This is a genomic window from Westiellopsis prolifica IICB1 (assembly GCF_004323185.1).
GTDB lineage: Bacteria > Cyanobacteriota > Cyanobacteriia > Cyanobacteriales > Nostocaceae > Pelatocladus > Pelatocladus prolificus_A.
This window is the reverse complement of the sequence record NZ_NAPS01000002.1, coordinates 1,270,441-1,286,670: the sequence shown is the minus strand read 5'-3', so window position 1 is coordinate 1,286,670 and position 16,230 is coordinate 1,270,441. Positions and strand designations below refer to the sequence as shown.

Here is a 16,230-nt window from a genome sequence, read left to right as displayed (position 1 = left end):
TCCAAAGTCGAAATAATTTCTGGGTTAGCCGAAATCATTTTTGGGTTAGCCGAAATCATTTTTGGGTTAGCCGAAATCATTTTTGGGTTAGCCGAAATCATTTTTGGGTTCGTCGAAATCATTTTTGAGTTAGCCGAAATCATTTTTGGGTTCGTCGAAATGATATGTCTCCAAATACTGCTCGGTTAAGGATTTTTCGTCATAATTTTGGGGTTGTAGAGACGCGATATATCGCGTCTCTACAGGATTTAAATGTCAATTGATTTGTCTTATCCGAGGAGTATTGATATGTCTCCTTTCCCTTGTCCCCCTTGTCCTCCTTGTCCTCCTTGTCCCCCTTCCCTTCTCTCCCTTGTCCCCCTTGTCTCCCTTATTCCCAAGTCAGATTTTCACTGAGAATTATGTATACTATGGACTTGACCTTCACTGAGGGAATAGCTATAAATTTTAGACCAGTATCTTACTGTAGAATTAGTGAGATATTTTGGTTACATTTTTACAATTTTTCTCTGTGAAAAATCTAACGGGTTTTTACGTAATTGATGAGTTTTTTTAAACATCGATCGCTAAAATCTATATGAAAATCACCTAAGAGTTTCCGAAATGCTCAAGTGGCTATTACAGTGGGTTAAAAAGTTATGGAAGTATCCCTATGGCAGAAAGCAGACTGCTGGTAGTAAAGCTATGGCAGGATATCAGGTGGTACAGCAGCTACCAGAACTAACAAACGCGGATCTAGAATTTTTGTTTACTCAATTGCTGGAAGGTGTGTATCAGGCGCGAGGACAGTACTGGGCGATCAAATATCTGCAACGGATGGAACACCGCATCAGTACAGAGCGCTGGATAGAGTGGCTGTTAAATTTTGGCGAGAAATTACTCACCTCACCCGCACCAAATAACCACATAGCAGAAAGAATGGTGCAATTAGGTGAATTGAGAATTGGAATGATCGGAGATCTTGCCTATGATATAGGTACACGCCTATTAACACGCAATCTAGGTGGACAATATTGGCAAACTCATGTAGAAGAATTGGAAATCCCAGCCCCCGCACCTACACCTGTTTCCTTACCACAACTAGAGTTGACCTCAAATCTACCAAATCAAGATGAGGAAAACACTGTACCTAAACTTGTTCCGGAGACTCCAGGGATAGATTTGATACGCAATCTAGGAGAACTGTTGTGGGAGTATCAGGAAGATAATGTAGCAAGCATAACACCAAGTAATTTTGTTCCGCCCTTAGATATAGTAAAAGAGGATACTGCTTGGCAAGACTTTGAGGAAGAAACTTGGGTCAGAGAAAGTCTCGCAGTCACAGCAGTTGATGAATCTTGGAAAAATTCACCGCCAATAGTAGACACTTCACTAGATGATTTGTTGGTGAGGTTAGAGCAGAGTACTAATTTAGTACAACAGTTAGCTGTGGGATTGGGAATTCAAACCAACGACACTCATGCAATTATTGAAGCACTTAGCGATGAAGCAAATGGAAATAGTGTCCAAGCAGAAGGATGGTTTTACGAAGGTCTGCAACAAGCTAAAATAGGTGACTTGCAAGGAGCGCTCAAGTACTATAATAAAAGCTTAGAATTAAATCCTAATGCTTATGAATATTGGTTTAACCGGGGTTTAACATTATTTTATTTAGGAAATTTTACCGAAGCGATCGCCTCCTATGATCAAGCAATTCAGATAAAAGCTGATTTTTACAAAGGCTGGTACAACAGAGGTGCAGCCTTAAGTGAATTAGGAAATTTTACCGAAGCGATCGCCTCATTTGATCAAGCTTTAAAATTGAAAAGTGACTACCAAGAAGCTTGGTCTGCACGAGGCTTGGTACAGTTAAAGCTAGGGAATTTATCCGAAGCCATTGCTAGTTTTGATGCTTCATTACAAATACAACCCCAAGATCCAGAAAGCTGGTATTTGCGGGGAACCGCATTAGCAGAAGCTGGACAAAATTACGACGCGATCGCCTGTTACAATCACGCCCTTGAATATTATCCTGAATTTGATTTGGCTTGGTATAAGCTCGGCGTAGCACTATTTAACGCTGGTAACTGGGAAGACGCGATCGCCAATTATCATCAAGCAATTAAAATCAACCCTGAATGTTATCAAGCTTGGTATGGGTTGGGTGGTGTCAAAGAAAAATTAGGCAAAATTGAAGAAGCGATCGCAGCCTATGATCGATGTACACAAATTCAACCCAACTTCCATGAAGCTTGGATTGATCGAGGGGTAATCTTAGCTGGTTTAGGAAAATGGGAAGAAGCGATCGCCTCCTGGGACAAAGCCATAGCAATTGATCCTGATTTTTATTTAACCTGGTTTAACCGGGGTGTAGCCTTGGACAATTTAGGACGCCGTCAAGAAGCGATTTCATCTTACGACAAAGCCATAGAAATACAAAGCGATTTTTACCTTGCTTGGTACAACCGGGGTTTAGCTCAATTTTATTTAGGACAATTTGAAGAGGCGATAGTTTCTTATGATAGCGCTTTACAAATTCAACCAGACTACTGGGAAGCTTGGCTAGGTCGAGGTAGTGCTGCTGGAAATGCAATTATGCTGGAATGGCAGTCAAAGGTTTATAGTAGCATCGCAGCCGATAATCATGCCCTCAACGAACGCGGTTATGAAGGAAAATTGGCCAGTTATCAAGAAGGGTTGAGATATGTTAATCCAAACACTCATCCTGAAGGTTGGGGTAGATTATGTCTGGCGATCGGTAATGCTCATTATGATCGGGGTAAAAGACATCCTCTACCCCGTCATTATTGGCTAGAAGCTGCTGCTGCTTACGAAAATGCACTGATTACCCTCACAGAAGAAGTCTTTCCTGTATTGCATTTGGAGACTCTGCAAAATCTTATCAAAACCCTAGTTGTTTTGGGAGAAACAAAACAAGCACACCAATACCAACAACATGGTATTTATTTATTGCAAAGTCTGTTAAATGAACCTACTCGCACCGATGCAGACAAAAAACAACTAGCTTTAAGATTTGCAGGTTTAGGACAATTAGCAGTTGATATCGCCATACAATTTGGGGAATTAGCACAAGGTTGGGAAATTGCCGAATATGGTAAAAATGCTTGTTTTAACTGGCTATTTTCTGATTTATCGACGCAAATTACCTCACCCAGTTACACTGAAATTCATCAATTACTTAATCCCAACACTGCAATAATTTACTGGCATATTAGCCCTTGTACATTACGCACTTTTGTAATTAAATATAAATCGCCTGAACCAATTCCAATTTTTACACCTGTACTCAACATTGCTTCAATTAATGATTTACCTGTGCCTGAAGCAGTCGCACGTTTAAGTGCATTTGAAGATTGGATGGAACAATGGTATCAACAATATAAAGAATCTTTCAGTCTCAGTGAAGAAGAACAAAACCGAAATAAGTATTCCTGGGACTTAGATATTGAACGTAAGTTGCTGCAACTCAAAAAAATACTTAATATTTCTGCGATTGTCCAAGAACTAGAAGACGTCAACCAATTAATTTTGATTCCTCACCGTGACTTACACAAATTACCTCTTCATTCGCTTTTTTATCTAGATTGTTTCGGTGAGGAAAAATCACAAAATTTGTCATCTAATTTCACAATCACTTACCTATCAAGCGCACAGATGGGTTTATCTTTAAAAGCAAAGCCTATAGAAAAAACAGATGAAAAGCGGATGTTATGTGTTGAATCAGCGACAGGTTATTCCAAACAAAAATTTACCAAAGTTGAAACTGAAGTAATTAGTCAAATATTTGCTCATTTCCAATGTATTCCAGAAGCACGAGCGACTAAAGAGTATGTAAAAAATTGCCTACTCAAGGATTACAATATCTTTCATTTTATGGGGCAAATAATTGAGAATTATGGTCAACCATATGCATCGGAATTAGTATTAGCTAATCAATGGAAAATAACTCTTGCAGAACTTGATATCAATCAATTAGCAAGCTACAAACTCCTTAGCTTCTGCAATATCGAAACTAGTTCTGTTGGTTTCCAAACTATTACTACTGAATATACTGGTTTACCTACTGGTTTGCTGAATTTGGGAATTCCTCATATACTCACTAATTTCTGGAATGTAGAATCTCCAGTCAACACATTGGTGATTATAGAATTTTATCAACGAATCAAGCAAAATAAATCACCTGCGATCGCTTTGGCAGAAACAATACTATGGCTGAAGGAACTAACTGCTTGTGAACTAACACGATGGTATGAACAATTATTAGAACAAATACCTTCAGAGGGATTAAGAATCAAAACTCATTTAGCATCGGAACTATACAGAACAAGTCAAATGGCACCAGACACAAAAATTTATCATCATCCCTATTATTGGGCAGGATTTAAAATTACAGGTCAATTGGAATAGTTATTTGTCAAGTGTCGTTGGTCATTTGGTGTTTATTCTCTCCCTTGTCCCCCTTGTCTCCCCACACTCCCAGACGCGATGAATCGCGTCTCTACATTACTCCCCACACCTCCCACACTCCCTTGCGTTCCCCTAAAACAACATATAACTTAAAGCAGCTTTGAGTTTCCTCTGAGTCTGATAGAATATCTAGGTTGTTTAATTCAGATCCCGTCCGTCTTTGAGCCAGTCAATAGACCTTATTAACGTCGATACATTAGCCCAAGAACTGGCGACGATCCAGCAAACTGGTTCTAAACGAATCGCCTTATTGGGTTCGCGTCATGTCCCGATTACGCATCAAAATCTTATTGAGATGATGACTTTTGCCCTGGTTTTGTCAGGGAATCAGATCATTACCTCTGGTGCAACGGGAACTAATTCAGCTGCGATCAAGGGAGCTATGCGGGGTGATCCCAAATTGTTAACTGTGATTCTACCCCAAAGCTTGGAACGTCAGCCCTATGAATCCCGCCTGCAACTAGAACAAGTTATGCATTTGGTGGAAAATCCCAGTAATGATCATCTGTCTCTCGCAGAGGCTAGTTACCTGTGCAATAAGGAGATTGTCTCCCGTTGCCAGCAGTTAATTTGCTTTGCGTTTCATGACAGTGGTATTTTGTTGCAAACTTGTCAAGAAGCGGAAGAACATAGAAAATTAGTGACGCTGTTTTACTTTGATTAGTCATTAGTTATAATGCCAGCGTTACACTCTTTTCCCCAACCATAAGGAATGAGTGTTTTCAACTGTAAGATTAATGACTTTTGAGTAATGATTAAGCGTAAACATTATGGACACGTGTGAGTCAGAAAAACTGATCTTGCAAGTGTCCTTGAATGTGTTGTGCTGCTAATAAGCTGTTATGCATTTAAATTGTATATTTTGCGATCAGGTTGTCAAAAGTCAACAGTCCAGAGTCAAAGACTAGCTTGGACTTTGGACTGTTGACCCTGGACAGTCCTAACGCAAGAATATTTAATCTAAGCGCACATCAGCTTAGGCTATGCGCCTCCCTAAGCACTAACAATCAATACATTTATTTCAAGTGGGCTACGGAATAAATATTTTCGGTCAAATTTGGAATAACATAAGCTGAGTGGTCAATTGCTCGGCTAGGAAAAACGTTTTTATGACAAAAGTCACAGCGCAAGAAATAGCACAGTTTCGCTCTCAACTAGCAGAATACCCGACAGTGATGGAAGCACTGGACGTAATTGAAGATTGTGATGGCGATCTGGAAGATGCAGCAATGACATTAGCTATTCGAGCTGGACAAGAACCAGAAACAGGTAATTCAGAATGGTTAGATGCTTTGGCAAAAAAGTGGCGCGCTGTGATTTGTGAGCAAGGATTTCGCGAAGATTTGCTCCAAGGTTCAGTCCAAAGCTTGATGGCACAGATAAAAACAATATCTACATTTCCGCAAATTTTAGCAACACCAGTTTTGATGTATGTCTTCAAACAAGGTGTAAACTCTTTTTGTGAACCACTAGATGAAGTTTTGGAATAGCATTTCTAAATCCTTCGTCAGATTCAAGATCCCCTACTTCTACTGATACCCTGTTGACATTCTCACCGGGCTAAAATATAGATGAATTACCTTATTGCCGTATTAACAGATCGTATTCAAGCCGAAGCAGCTTACTTAGCCTTAGAGAAAGAAGGCATAAAAGGTACTATTCTCGGTAAGGGATACAAAAGTGCTGATGAGTTTGGCTTAATTGACCCCAAAGAAGTCGCTCAAAAGCAAGCAAGACTTATGGCTTTCTGGCTAATACCCTTCGGATTTTTTGCAGGAGCAACTTTCAGCCTGATCACTGGGTTAGATACCTTTGCTTGGGCGGGTGAAATTGGTAATCATGTTGTAGGGGGATTGCTGGGAGCAGCGAGTGGAGCTTTAGGTAGTCTATTTGTTGGTGGTGGAGTTGGATTAATTACTGGTAGTGGCGATGCTTTACCTTACCGCAATCGCTTGAATGAAGGTAAATACTTAATAGTGGTGCAAGGTACTGAAAGTGTTCACCGTCAAGCAACTAGGATTTTACGTCAGTTTGAACCAGAAAATATTCAAGGTTATAAAGAGTCGGTTTAGTTGTTAGTTGTTGAGCTAAAACCACCAATAATTAACCACCAACAACCAATCATTAACAAAATGAAATAATGCTACCAAGAGAAGAACTTTTAAAAGGTGTTGAAAATAGAGATACTGTTGCTCGTGTAATTGATCAAGCAGAACAGGCGATTAAAACTTGGGAAGTTGTCTTCACAGATTTTGTTTCTCCCCCAGAGTTGGCGGAAGTTCAACGGATATTTAGTCGGTTAACTGAGGTGCAATTACAGGTTTGGGGAGGTTATCCACAAGCAGAACGTCAAAGAATTGCGATCGCACGTTCGGAACTTCCTCTAGATGTATCTCAAGTGGCGATCGCAGCATTAGATATTGCTGGTAATTTTCTATTTGATACTGCGACTCACCGCGATTTTTTAGGCGCGATGTTAGGAACTGGTATTATCCGCGAAAAAACTGGGGATATTATTGTACTAGGCGAACGAGGAGCGCAGGCGATCGTTGTACCGGAATTGGTGGAATTTTTAGAAATGAACTTGAAACAAGTGCGTTCAGTTCCAGTGAAAACTCAACGCATTGATTTAAGTGAATTAAAAATCCGAGAACCGAAGAAAAAAGAATTAACTACTGTTGAAGCTTCCTTAAGATTGGATGCGATCGCCTCAGCCGGGTTTGGCATGTCCCGCAGTAAAATGGTGGAATTAATTGATGGCGGTGATGTGCGCGTCAATTGGAAAGAAATCACTCAATCTAGTTCTCAAGTCAAAACCGGTGATTTAATAGCTATTCGCGGTAAAGGACGTTTGGAAGTTGGGGAAATTGCGATTACCAAAAAAGACAGATATCGTGTCCAACTAACTCGTTATATGTAGTTGGTTATTAGACATCTCCGACAAAGAATGTAGAGACATGTTCGCTTTTAGCGTTCCCGCAGGGTAATTTCACGTCTCTACAAGTATTTTGGCCAACGCACAGTTAAATTCGGTCGATGTCTATTGTTTAGCGCTTTCAAGGTGTAAATTTGGAAAACGATAATTTCTTTGTGTCTTTGTGTTGAAAGAACAATATTTGATATCAGGTTCGCTTGATTACTTATGATTCCCTCTGAACCCCACCCCGGTTTTGTCTAACGCCAAAACCTCCCCTCCCCGCGTGCGGGGAGGGGATTAAGGGGTGGGGTGCAATGACTGTGGGAAGTATAACTAAATTATCCGAACTTGATATGAAACACCAAGACACTAAGACACAAAGAGTGATTTCAAGCGCAGGCGGATTTTTGGAATATTTGGGATATTCCTCCCAACAATCAACATTTTTAAGCTTTAAACTGCTTTTCCAAAAGATTTAGTAAGGTTTCTCGTGGAACTAAATTAGCTACTTTTGTGAGTACGTGAGTAGAAAGACCACCAATCACAACGGTAGAGTCTCCTCTTTCTAATGCTTTGAGGGTTTCTTGTACTACTTCTTCTGAAGTTGATATTTGATTAGTTTTATTTGCTAGGGTTGGCGGAAATTTTGCTTCTGTAAAAAAGTTAGTTTCCGTTGGGCCTGGACAAGAAACTAAGACGCGGATACCATATTGACGATTTTCTGCCCACAATGCTTGACTGAAATTACGAACAAAAGCTTTGCTAGCAGAATAAACAGATAGATATGGCATTGGTTGAAATGCAGCGATTGAGGATATATTAATTATGCTGCCAGAACGGCGTTTTCGCATCAAAGGCAAATATTTATGGGTTAAATCTACTAATGCCAAAATATTGAGTTGAATCATTTTAATTTGACGTTCTTCATCTGTTTCGGCAAAATCTCCATAGTCTCCAAAACCAGCGTTATTAATTAATAAATCTATCGTCAATCCGTTTTGTTTAGTAAAGTCAAATACGGAATTAGTCGCACCTATTTCTGTTAAGTCTTTCGCGATTACATCAACTTTAATTTGAAATTTTTGATTCAGTTGCTTTGCTAATTCATTTAATTTATTCTCAGCACGAGCAACAAGAACAAGATTATAATTTTGTGCAGCTAGCTCCTCAGCAAAGGCTTTGCCAATACCACCGGAGGCTCCTGTAATTAAAGCAGTTGGCATTTGAAATAATAAAGATAAATTTTAGTCAATATATATATATTAACAATAATTGCTTAATGTTTTACCTGCCTAGAGTCATAAGTTAAAAAGCTCAAAAAAATAATCAAGCACTCTAAGCTGTTATCCATTTAAATTGTATATTTTGCGATCAGGTTGTCAAAAGTCAACAGTCCAGAGTCAAAGAGTAGGTTAGACTTTGGACTCTTGACCCTGGACAGTCCTAACGCAAAAATATTTAATTTAAGCGCACATCAGCTTATAGCAATCCTATTTTAATGGGTTGAAGCTATGAACTTTGAAATTGATTTTACGGGATTAAGCTCATAATTTTCGTAAAAACGGTGATAAATTCCATCTAGAAGGGGATAGAGTTTTTTATCTGTATCCCCTGGGTTCTACTCTTAATCTTTCAATTTCCCAAGTGCTTGAGCTATTGTTTGAGCATCTTTGCCAACAAATTTTTCTCTCTCACCATTATTCCAAATGATAAAGCAAGTTAATTGTAAAGACATTTCCATTTCCAGATTTTGCTGACATATTTTGCAAAAATTAATATTTAAAGTCTCAAGATAGACGATTTATTTACCTCTTTGCTTGCTGATTTTATGGAAATTAGTGCGTGATTTACCGAAATKWGRMRRTAKMMWRSYWTTTSRAGTGCGTGATTTACCGAAATGAGAAGGTAGAATGGCATTTCGAGTGCGTGTTCTACTGAAATGAGWAGGTAGAATGGCATTYTGAGAAGGTAGAATGSCATTTTGAGWRSGTRAWWTRSKRWWWTGAAAAGGTAGAATGGCATTTCGAGAAGGTAAAATGCCTTTTTGCCTACTAAAAGATAAAATTCTTGGGGGTGAAGACCAAGATCCCCGACTTTTTAAAAAAGTCGGGGATCTGGCTCGCAATTATCAATTTGCTCTTGAAAATTTGGTGGAAGATCCGCGACTTTTTTTTAAAAGTCGCGGATCTAAACTTGCCAGTTGTATCTTTTAAAAAGTCGGGGATCTAAACCACTTGACAATCCCCTGTGCGATCGCTCGTGCTAATTTTTTCTGTTCTTTCTCATCCGTCACCCATTCAAATTCATCGGGGTTACTCATAAAACCCAACTCTAATAATATAGATGGCGCAGTCGCTGGACGTGTCAAAGCTAAGTTATCCCAAAATACACCGTAGGAAGGGCGCTTTCTAGTTTTAACCAGATACTTCTGCATAAATATTGCTAAGTCGTGCGCTTGGGGATGATACCAAAAAGTTGCGACTCCTTTAGTATTTTCAGCGTCACCATCATCGGGGAGAGAGTTGTAATGGATCGAAATAGAAATGGCGGGTTGTTCTTGATCAATAATTGCTTGGCGCTGAGGAAGCGAAACTTCTTTGTCATCTTCCCGCGTCATCACAACTGTTGCACCACGTTTGACTAATTCATCCCGCACTAATTTCGATACTTTTAAATTCACATCTTTTTCTAAATATCCATTCGGACCACTCGCACCCGGTTCTTTCCCTCCGTGTCCCGGATCTAATAATATCTTGATTCCCGATAAAGGTTTTTGTTTACTCTTTAAAATAGGAGAGTGACGCAAACTCAATACTAAGCTTGTACCTTCGTACCTGAGCTTATATCCCCATTGTTGATTTTTTTTGAGGTTAAAGGTGTATTGTACTTGCTCTGGCTTAATTTGTTGCCAATCTAGGCGAGAAATTAGGGGGTTATCATCTAAACGAATAATATCGGTTTGAGCAGTGGTATTGTAGAGATTAAGGGTGAAAGTTTGATTGCTCTGTTGTACACTCACGGGAACGGGGACTTGCAAAGGAAAAACCATCTCGGTCATGTTAGGTAGTGGACGATAACCAACACTGCGAATGATTGAGTGTGGAGGTATAGCCCCTGGTATCATGGTTGTTTCTTTACTGTTGATCCAGCTGCCATAGTCCAAGCGTAACCATTCTCCTTCCCTAGCTGTGACTGCTGCACGTGTACCTTTCGGTAACGGTGTCAGTCGAGAATAATCTGTACTCGGACCAGTACGAGCAACACCAGCATCAGCTGTGACTTCTACAACTGGCAAATTTGCTTTTGAGAGGATAGTAATTTTTCCTGTTCCTTCCTGATTGATTGTTTTGCCATTATGTGTCAGTTGAAACTGAGGTCTACCCAAATCTATTTCTTTGGTGTTGTCTGAAATGACTGCACCAGAAGTGATGTGATCAGCTAATGCTGTAGTGCAACCCTCATATTTGCTTGCACCATTGTTAACAGCAGGTTGATTTCGTCCTGTCAGTGCTGCTGAGTTACCAGGAAGTTGTGCTTGCTGGGGTTGGGGTGACAGGGGAATTGTTTGATTACCTAATTTTACAGAGACACTAGCTTTGGGAGTAGCGATCGCGCTAAAACAAATCAGTTCACCCGGAAGTCTCGCAATGTCAACTGCTGGAGCCAAAGAATCTTTGGCAAAAGCTAAATCTTGTGGTACTTCTGGTTGAGTGGAAAGCCTTGTCACCCGGATCTCGATGGCTTGATTTTGGTAGTTAATACTAAAGGTATTTTCTCCCGGCTGCAAAGGTAAACTAGGGGCAAAATGGCCAGACTGACTGCGCCTAATTGTCTTACCATTGATCAAAACCTGTCCGGAAGTGGGGGCTGTACCAAGAAAAAAGATGCGATCGGCACTTGTTTGGTGCTTTGAAGGGGGATAAACAACCTGGAAAGATGGCTGTTGTGCCAAGACAACGACGGAGGAAGCGACGATTAAGCCTAATATTACAGATCCTATAAGTGATTTCACGCCAAATTTCATTAAGATTCACATATCAGTTAGGTAGAGACGCGAGGAAGATCGCGTCTGTAGGTTATCAGTTATCAGTTGGTAACTGTTCACTGATAACTGTTAACTGTTTAAAGTTACTAGAAAACAAGGGTTATGACTAAGTTTGTATTTGTTACCGGCGGTGTAGTTTCCAGTATCGGCAAGGGAATTGTAGCAGCAAGCCTGGGACGTTTGCTCAAATCTCGAAATTATTCGGTATCGATTCTCAAGCTCGATCCATATATTAATGTTGATCCAGGAACAATGAGTCCTTTTCAACATGGAGAAGTGTTTGTTACCCAAGATGGTGCGGAAACAGACTTGGATTTAGGGCATTACGAGCGCTTTACTGATACCTCGATGTCCCGTCTTAATAGTGTCACTACTGGCTCAATCTACCAAGCAGTCATTAATCGAGAGCGGCGCGGTGACTACAATGGTGGTACTGTGCAGGTGATCCCCCACATCACGAATGAAATCAAAGAAAGAATCGAAAGAGTTGCCAAAGATACTAATCCTGATGTGGTAATTACAGAAATCGGCGGTACAGTCGGAGATATCGAATCACTGCCATTTTTAGAAGCAATTCGGCAATTCCGCAAGGATGTGGGACGACAAAACGTGTTATATATGCACGTTACTTTGATTCCCTGGATTGCTTCGGCGGGTGAAATGAAAACTAAGCCGACACAGCATTCTGTTAAAGAGTTACGATCAATTGGTATCCAACCAGATATTTTAATTTGTCGATGCGATCGCGCCTTACCAACCGGACTTAAATATAAATTATCCGAATTTTGTGATGTTCCCGCAGCTTGTGTAATTCCGGCGATCGACGCCAAGAGTATTTATGAAGTACCGTTAATTTTAGAACGGGAAGGACTCGCACAGCAAACACTAGAGTTGCTGAACATGGAGCAACACCAACCTAATTTAGCTCAGTGGCAAACTTTGGTAGAAAGACTGTATAGCCCGAAACATCGCATCGAAATTGCCATAGTTGGTAAATATGTACAGTTAAGTGATGCTTATCTTTCTGTAGTTGAAGCATTGCGTCATGGGGCGATCGCCATGAGTGGTGAACTACGTTTACGTTGGGTAGACTCAGAAAAATTAGAAGTAGACGGAGCAGAGAATCACTTAGCCAGTGTTGATGGTGTAATTGTCCCCGGAGGTTTTGGTGTACGTGGAGTTGATGGTAAAATTGAAGCCATCAAATATGCTCGCATTCATCAAATTCCTTTCTTGGGTTTATGTTTAGGAATGCAGTGTTCCGTGATTGAATGGGCAAGAAATACTGCATCATTTACGGATGCTCATAGTGCTGAATTTGAACCTCATACAGAAAATCCCGTCATTAACCTATTGCCAGAACAGCAAGATGTAGTAGACTTAGGCGGAACAATGCGCCTGGGCTTGTATCCTTGTCGCGTTGTGCCGAATACCTTAGCTTTTAGTCTTTATCAAGAAGAAGTGATTTACGAACGACATCGCCATCGTTACGAATTTAATAATGCTTACCGCAACCTGTTTTTAGAATCTGGTTATGTCATTAGTGGCACTTCTCCCGATGGACGTTTAGTGGAAATGATAGAATTCCCTAATCATCCTTTCTTTTTAGCTTGTCAATTCCATCCGGAGTTTCAATCTCGTCCCAGTGCGCCCCATCCTCTATTTCAAGGCTTTATTGAAGCTGCGATCGCTCATTCTCAATCTTACGAAGGTAGACAAACCCCTGTTCCAGTTTCGTGAGTTGTGGGTGTTCCACATATATAGCGGTTCTCGCTTGTGTGCAATACAGATTGTAGAGACTAGCAGGTGCTAGTCTCTACACCGTTTGTAATACTGTATTTGATTCAAATGAGAACCGCTATAATACCAATTTCCTTTACAAGTGAAACATATTTTTTTGTAGAGACGCGATATATCCCTAGGACTAGCCCTTTCAAGGTGACTCATAAAATCTCTTTTTTCCTCTCTGCGCTCTCTGCGTTCTCTGCGGTTTAAAAGTTATTTATTTAACCGCAGAGGCACAGAGAACACAGAGATAAGAGCTTACAGAGGAGTTGATTGTTGAGAATTTTGCTCCACCTTGAAAGGGCTGGTCCTAATCCCGTCTGGTACAGGGTCTGTATTTGTATCAGATTTTTTGTGAAATGGTCTTATGAGGAAGAGCGATCGCCTTTTATCCGGTTTTTAATCACTTTTGCCAGAGATATATTAGAGGACTTGCCCAAGGACTCTGGTAATGCTTCGCAAATATTTTCGTACAATCTTCCTAGCATGGCGACAGCTAATTAAACAGAAGACTCGTTTAGTGGTGGCGGTAGTAGGTATTGCCTTTGCAAATATCATGATTTGCGCTCAAATGGGATTTGAAGCTTCATTATTTAGTAGTTCCACGGCACCACAAAGAAGTTTAGATACAGATTTAGTAATGGTAAGTTCCCATTTTAAAAGTGTATATTCAGTCAAAAGTTTTACTAGGGAACGATTATATCAGGCGTTAGGATTTAAAGGTGTAGAGTCGGTAAGCCCGCTTTATATGGGTTACGGAAAATGGAGAAATCCCCAAACACGCCGTTGGCAAACTATTTTAGTATTTGGCACAGACCCAAGAACCACTGCATTTAAATTTCCTGAAGTTGAGCAAAACCGCAGTCAGTTGCAAAAATTGAATACGGTGTTGTTTGATCAAGGTTCTTTACCAGAGTTTGGTCCCATCGCTACTTTATTCCAACAACAAGCAATTCTAGAAACTGAATTAAATGATGTAAACGTCCGGGTTGTAGGTTTATTTACTTTGGGTGCATCATTTGGTGCATATGGAAATTTGATTACCAGTGATTCAACTTTTTTGCATTTATTTTCCAATCATCATCCAGAACAGATTGAGATTGGTCTAATTAAGTTACAACCAGATGCAGATCCAGAACAAGTAGCTCAAAGTTTAATCAATGATTTACTTGATGATGTCATGATTCTTACTAATGAAGAATTTGCTCAGTTAGAAAAAGCTTATTGGGCAAAAAAAACTCCCATAGGTTTTGTTTTTGGTTTAGGTGTAATGGTATCTTTTATTGTCGGTATTGTGATTGTTTATCAGATTATTTATGCCGATATTGCGGATCACTTGCCGCAATATGCCATGCTTAAAGCAATTGGATATAGCGATCGCTATTTAATCGCAGTCCTTCTTCAAGAAGCTTTACTCCTAGCTGTATTGGGTTACGTACCAGGATTTCTTGTTTCATTAGGACTGTATCTGGTAGCTGCTAATGCTACTATGCTGCCGATTTTTATGACTATCGAACGCGGCGTTACTGTATTTTTTTTAACTGTAACTATGTGTATGATTTCAGCAGTTACCACAATGCGAAAATTAAATTCTGTTGATCCTGCTGATGTATTTTAAAGTAGTTTGTCATTGGGCATTTGTCATTTGTCATTGGTCATTGGTCATTGGGAAGAGACTTGTCAAATAATTCTTCCCACACTTCCGACACTCCCTGCTTCTCCTGGGATGTAAAGACCCCTCACTCAACGAAGTAGCCAGGGGAGTGTTAAAGAGAGTACCCTAAAATAACGTATTATTTTTTCACTTGACTTTTTGAGGGAATAGAGCATGACTATTTGGGTGAATGAGCAAATTGATCCATCTGGCTTGATTTATGCCTGTATAGCCTGCTGTAATGAGTCCCAAGCTCAAGAGTGTCATGAGTCTTTTAAGAAAAACTTGACTGAAACACAAAAAATAGCAGGTTGGGTAGCACAGTTACGGACAGTTAATTCCTGGGATCAAGTTCCAGTCAATGCTTTGAAACTAAATTAATTGTCAATAGACATGAAATGGTATTAGTGGTGTCTAATAACCACTAACACCAATTTAAAAAAAGAATGCGACAGATAGATTCATAGAACTTTTATGCACAAAAAGTTTCCCAATCCAAAATCCAAAATCCGTCTTTAAAAGCTTTGATCGGAGGAAACCTCCGCTCAAACTTTTCGCAAAATCCAAAATCCATAGACGCCCCTTGGGCGGCTTCAAGGTAGAGTAATCCAAAATCCAAAATAGTATAGCCATCTTGCTCAGAGGTTAAGAAAATATCACCACAAGATTAAGAAATAATAAATAATTAATAAAAGCTGCAAAGACAACTATTCTTTTAATATATTTGATGATTTTTTTGAAACTTTCAGAGTTATCATCTATACAAAGGAAAGATTAAAAAACTTGAAAAAAACAAAATAAGATAAGTGAACTATCCAACGCTTAACACTTTTGTTGCAGGCTATCCTATTAATTTGGTTGGCACAAGCGGACAAGCGATTGAGATTTCTATTCATTCTCCGAGTCAGTACATTTGTGCCAACTGCGAACGGATCTTACCTGATTGGAAACATCAGCTTTTTTTGTGGGTGGTGATTGTTTTACAACAATCTAGCTACGAAATGATAATAAGCACGCCAGAAATTGAAGCGGAAAAACAAAAATTACGCGAAAAATTTATGAGGTTTGGCTTAGATGTGGCTTTTAATTTGCGCGATCGCGGTTATTTGACAGACCTCATCGATCCCCGCACAGGCTACCCTTTACTTTCTCATCCGGGGATAATTCCTCACGATGACACAGCTGTTGTCAAAGCTTTACTCGGTTATCCAGTTATAGAAAATAAATGCCGTGTCCTAGTTCATCCTAGATGGGGCATGGCAGTTTATCCTAGCATTTTACTCTCAGTAGCCCCCCCAGCTATCACTAAAAAGGCAATTCAAAATATCGCCCCTTTGCATGGTTGGAAAGAAATTGATTAGT

The 16,230-nt window shown here is 39.8% G+C and carries 11 protein-coding genes and 1 pseudogene; 10 read left to right on the top strand and 2 right to left on the bottom strand.

All coding sequences use genetic code 11. The features are described from left to right. The 6 genes and pseudogenes from B4U84_RS19845 to B4U84_RS19820 all read left to right on the top strand — a co-directional run. Positions 1 to 189 (top strand): annotated as a pseudogene (locus B4U84_RS19845) (hypothetical protein); the annotation flags it as partial. Between the two features lie 414 nt (positions 190 to 603). After that, positions 604 to 4,407 carry a tetratricopeptide repeat protein gene (locus B4U84_RS19840; RefSeq protein WP_131120250.1) on the top strand — a complete coding sequence of 1,268 codons (3,804 nt, stop codon included), beginning with the start codon at positions 604 to 606 and terminating at the stop codon, positions 4,405 to 4,407. Positions 4,408 to 4,627: 220 nt separating this feature from the next. Next, entirely contained in the window at positions 4,628 to 5,131 is a 504-nt protein-coding gene (locus B4U84_RS19835) for a hypothetical protein (RefSeq protein WP_017310875.1), read from the top strand. A gap of 445 nt (positions 5,132 to 5,576) precedes the next feature. After that, complete coding sequence (locus B4U84_RS19830) at positions 5,577 to 5,957, top strand: hypothetical protein (RefSeq protein WP_016859203.1); 381 nt, start codon at positions 5,577 to 5,579, stop codon at positions 5,955 to 5,957. A gap of 81 nt (positions 5,958 to 6,038) precedes the next feature. Then, positions 6,039 to 6,539, top strand: a complete 501-nt coding sequence (locus B4U84_RS19825; RefSeq protein WP_017310874.1) for a hypothetical protein — start codon at positions 6,039 to 6,041, stop codon at positions 6,537 to 6,539. A 68-nt stretch (positions 6,540 to 6,607) separates the two neighbouring features. Then, the gene (locus B4U84_RS19820; protein WP_017310873.1) at positions 6,608 to 7,387 is read left to right on the top strand and encodes a photosystem II electron transport protein, Sll1252 family; all 780 of its coding nucleotides are present in this window, start codon (positions 6,608 to 6,610) and stop codon (positions 7,385 to 7,387) included. A 443-nt stretch (positions 7,388 to 7,830) separates the two neighbouring features. Here B4U84_RS19820 and B4U84_RS19815 read toward each other — a convergent pair whose 3' ends face one another. Together B4U84_RS19815 and B4U84_RS19810 are read right to left on the bottom strand one after the other, a co-directional pair. Beyond that, positions 7,831 to 8,607 carry an SDR family NAD(P)-dependent oxidoreductase gene (locus tag B4U84_RS19815; protein ID WP_131120249.1) on the bottom strand — a complete coding sequence of 259 codons (777 nt, stop codon included), beginning with the start codon at positions 8,605 to 8,607 and terminating at the stop codon, positions 7,831 to 7,833. A 986-nt stretch (positions 8,608 to 9,593) separates the two neighbouring features. After that, the gene (locus B4U84_RS19810; RefSeq protein WP_131120247.1) at positions 9,594 to 11,408 is read right to left on the bottom strand and encodes an N-acetylmuramoyl-L-alanine amidase; all 1,815 of its coding nucleotides are present in this window, start codon (positions 11,406 to 11,408) and stop codon (positions 9,594 to 9,596) included. 123 nt (positions 11,409 to 11,531) lie between these two features. Between B4U84_RS19810 and pyrG the strand changes: the two genes are divergently transcribed. From pyrG to B4U84_RS19790, 4 genes are all read left to right on the top strand, one after another. Further along, complete coding sequence (gene pyrG / locus B4U84_RS19805; RefSeq protein WP_131120245.1) at positions 11,532 to 13,169, top strand: CTP synthase; 1,638 nt, start codon at positions 11,532 to 11,534, stop codon at positions 13,167 to 13,169. Between the two features lie 496 nt (positions 13,170 to 13,665). Continuing rightward, positions 13,666 to 14,832 carry an ABC transporter permease DevC gene (gene devC / locus B4U84_RS19800; protein WP_131120243.1) on the top strand — a complete coding sequence of 389 codons (1,167 nt, stop codon included), beginning with the start codon at positions 13,666 to 13,668 and terminating at the stop codon, positions 14,830 to 14,832. 210 nt (positions 14,833 to 15,042) lie between these two features. Further along, positions 15,043 to 15,249, top strand: a complete 207-nt coding sequence (locus tag B4U84_RS19795; RefSeq protein ID WP_017310868.1) for a hypothetical protein — start codon at positions 15,043 to 15,045, stop codon at positions 15,247 to 15,249. Positions 15,250 to 15,674: 425 nt separating this feature from the next. Continuing rightward, positions 15,675 to 16,229, top strand: a complete 555-nt coding sequence (locus tag B4U84_RS19790; RefSeq protein ID WP_017310866.1) for a methylmalonic aciduria and homocystinuria type D protein — start codon at positions 15,675 to 15,677, stop codon at positions 16,227 to 16,229. Position 16,230 lies beyond the last annotated feature (1 nt).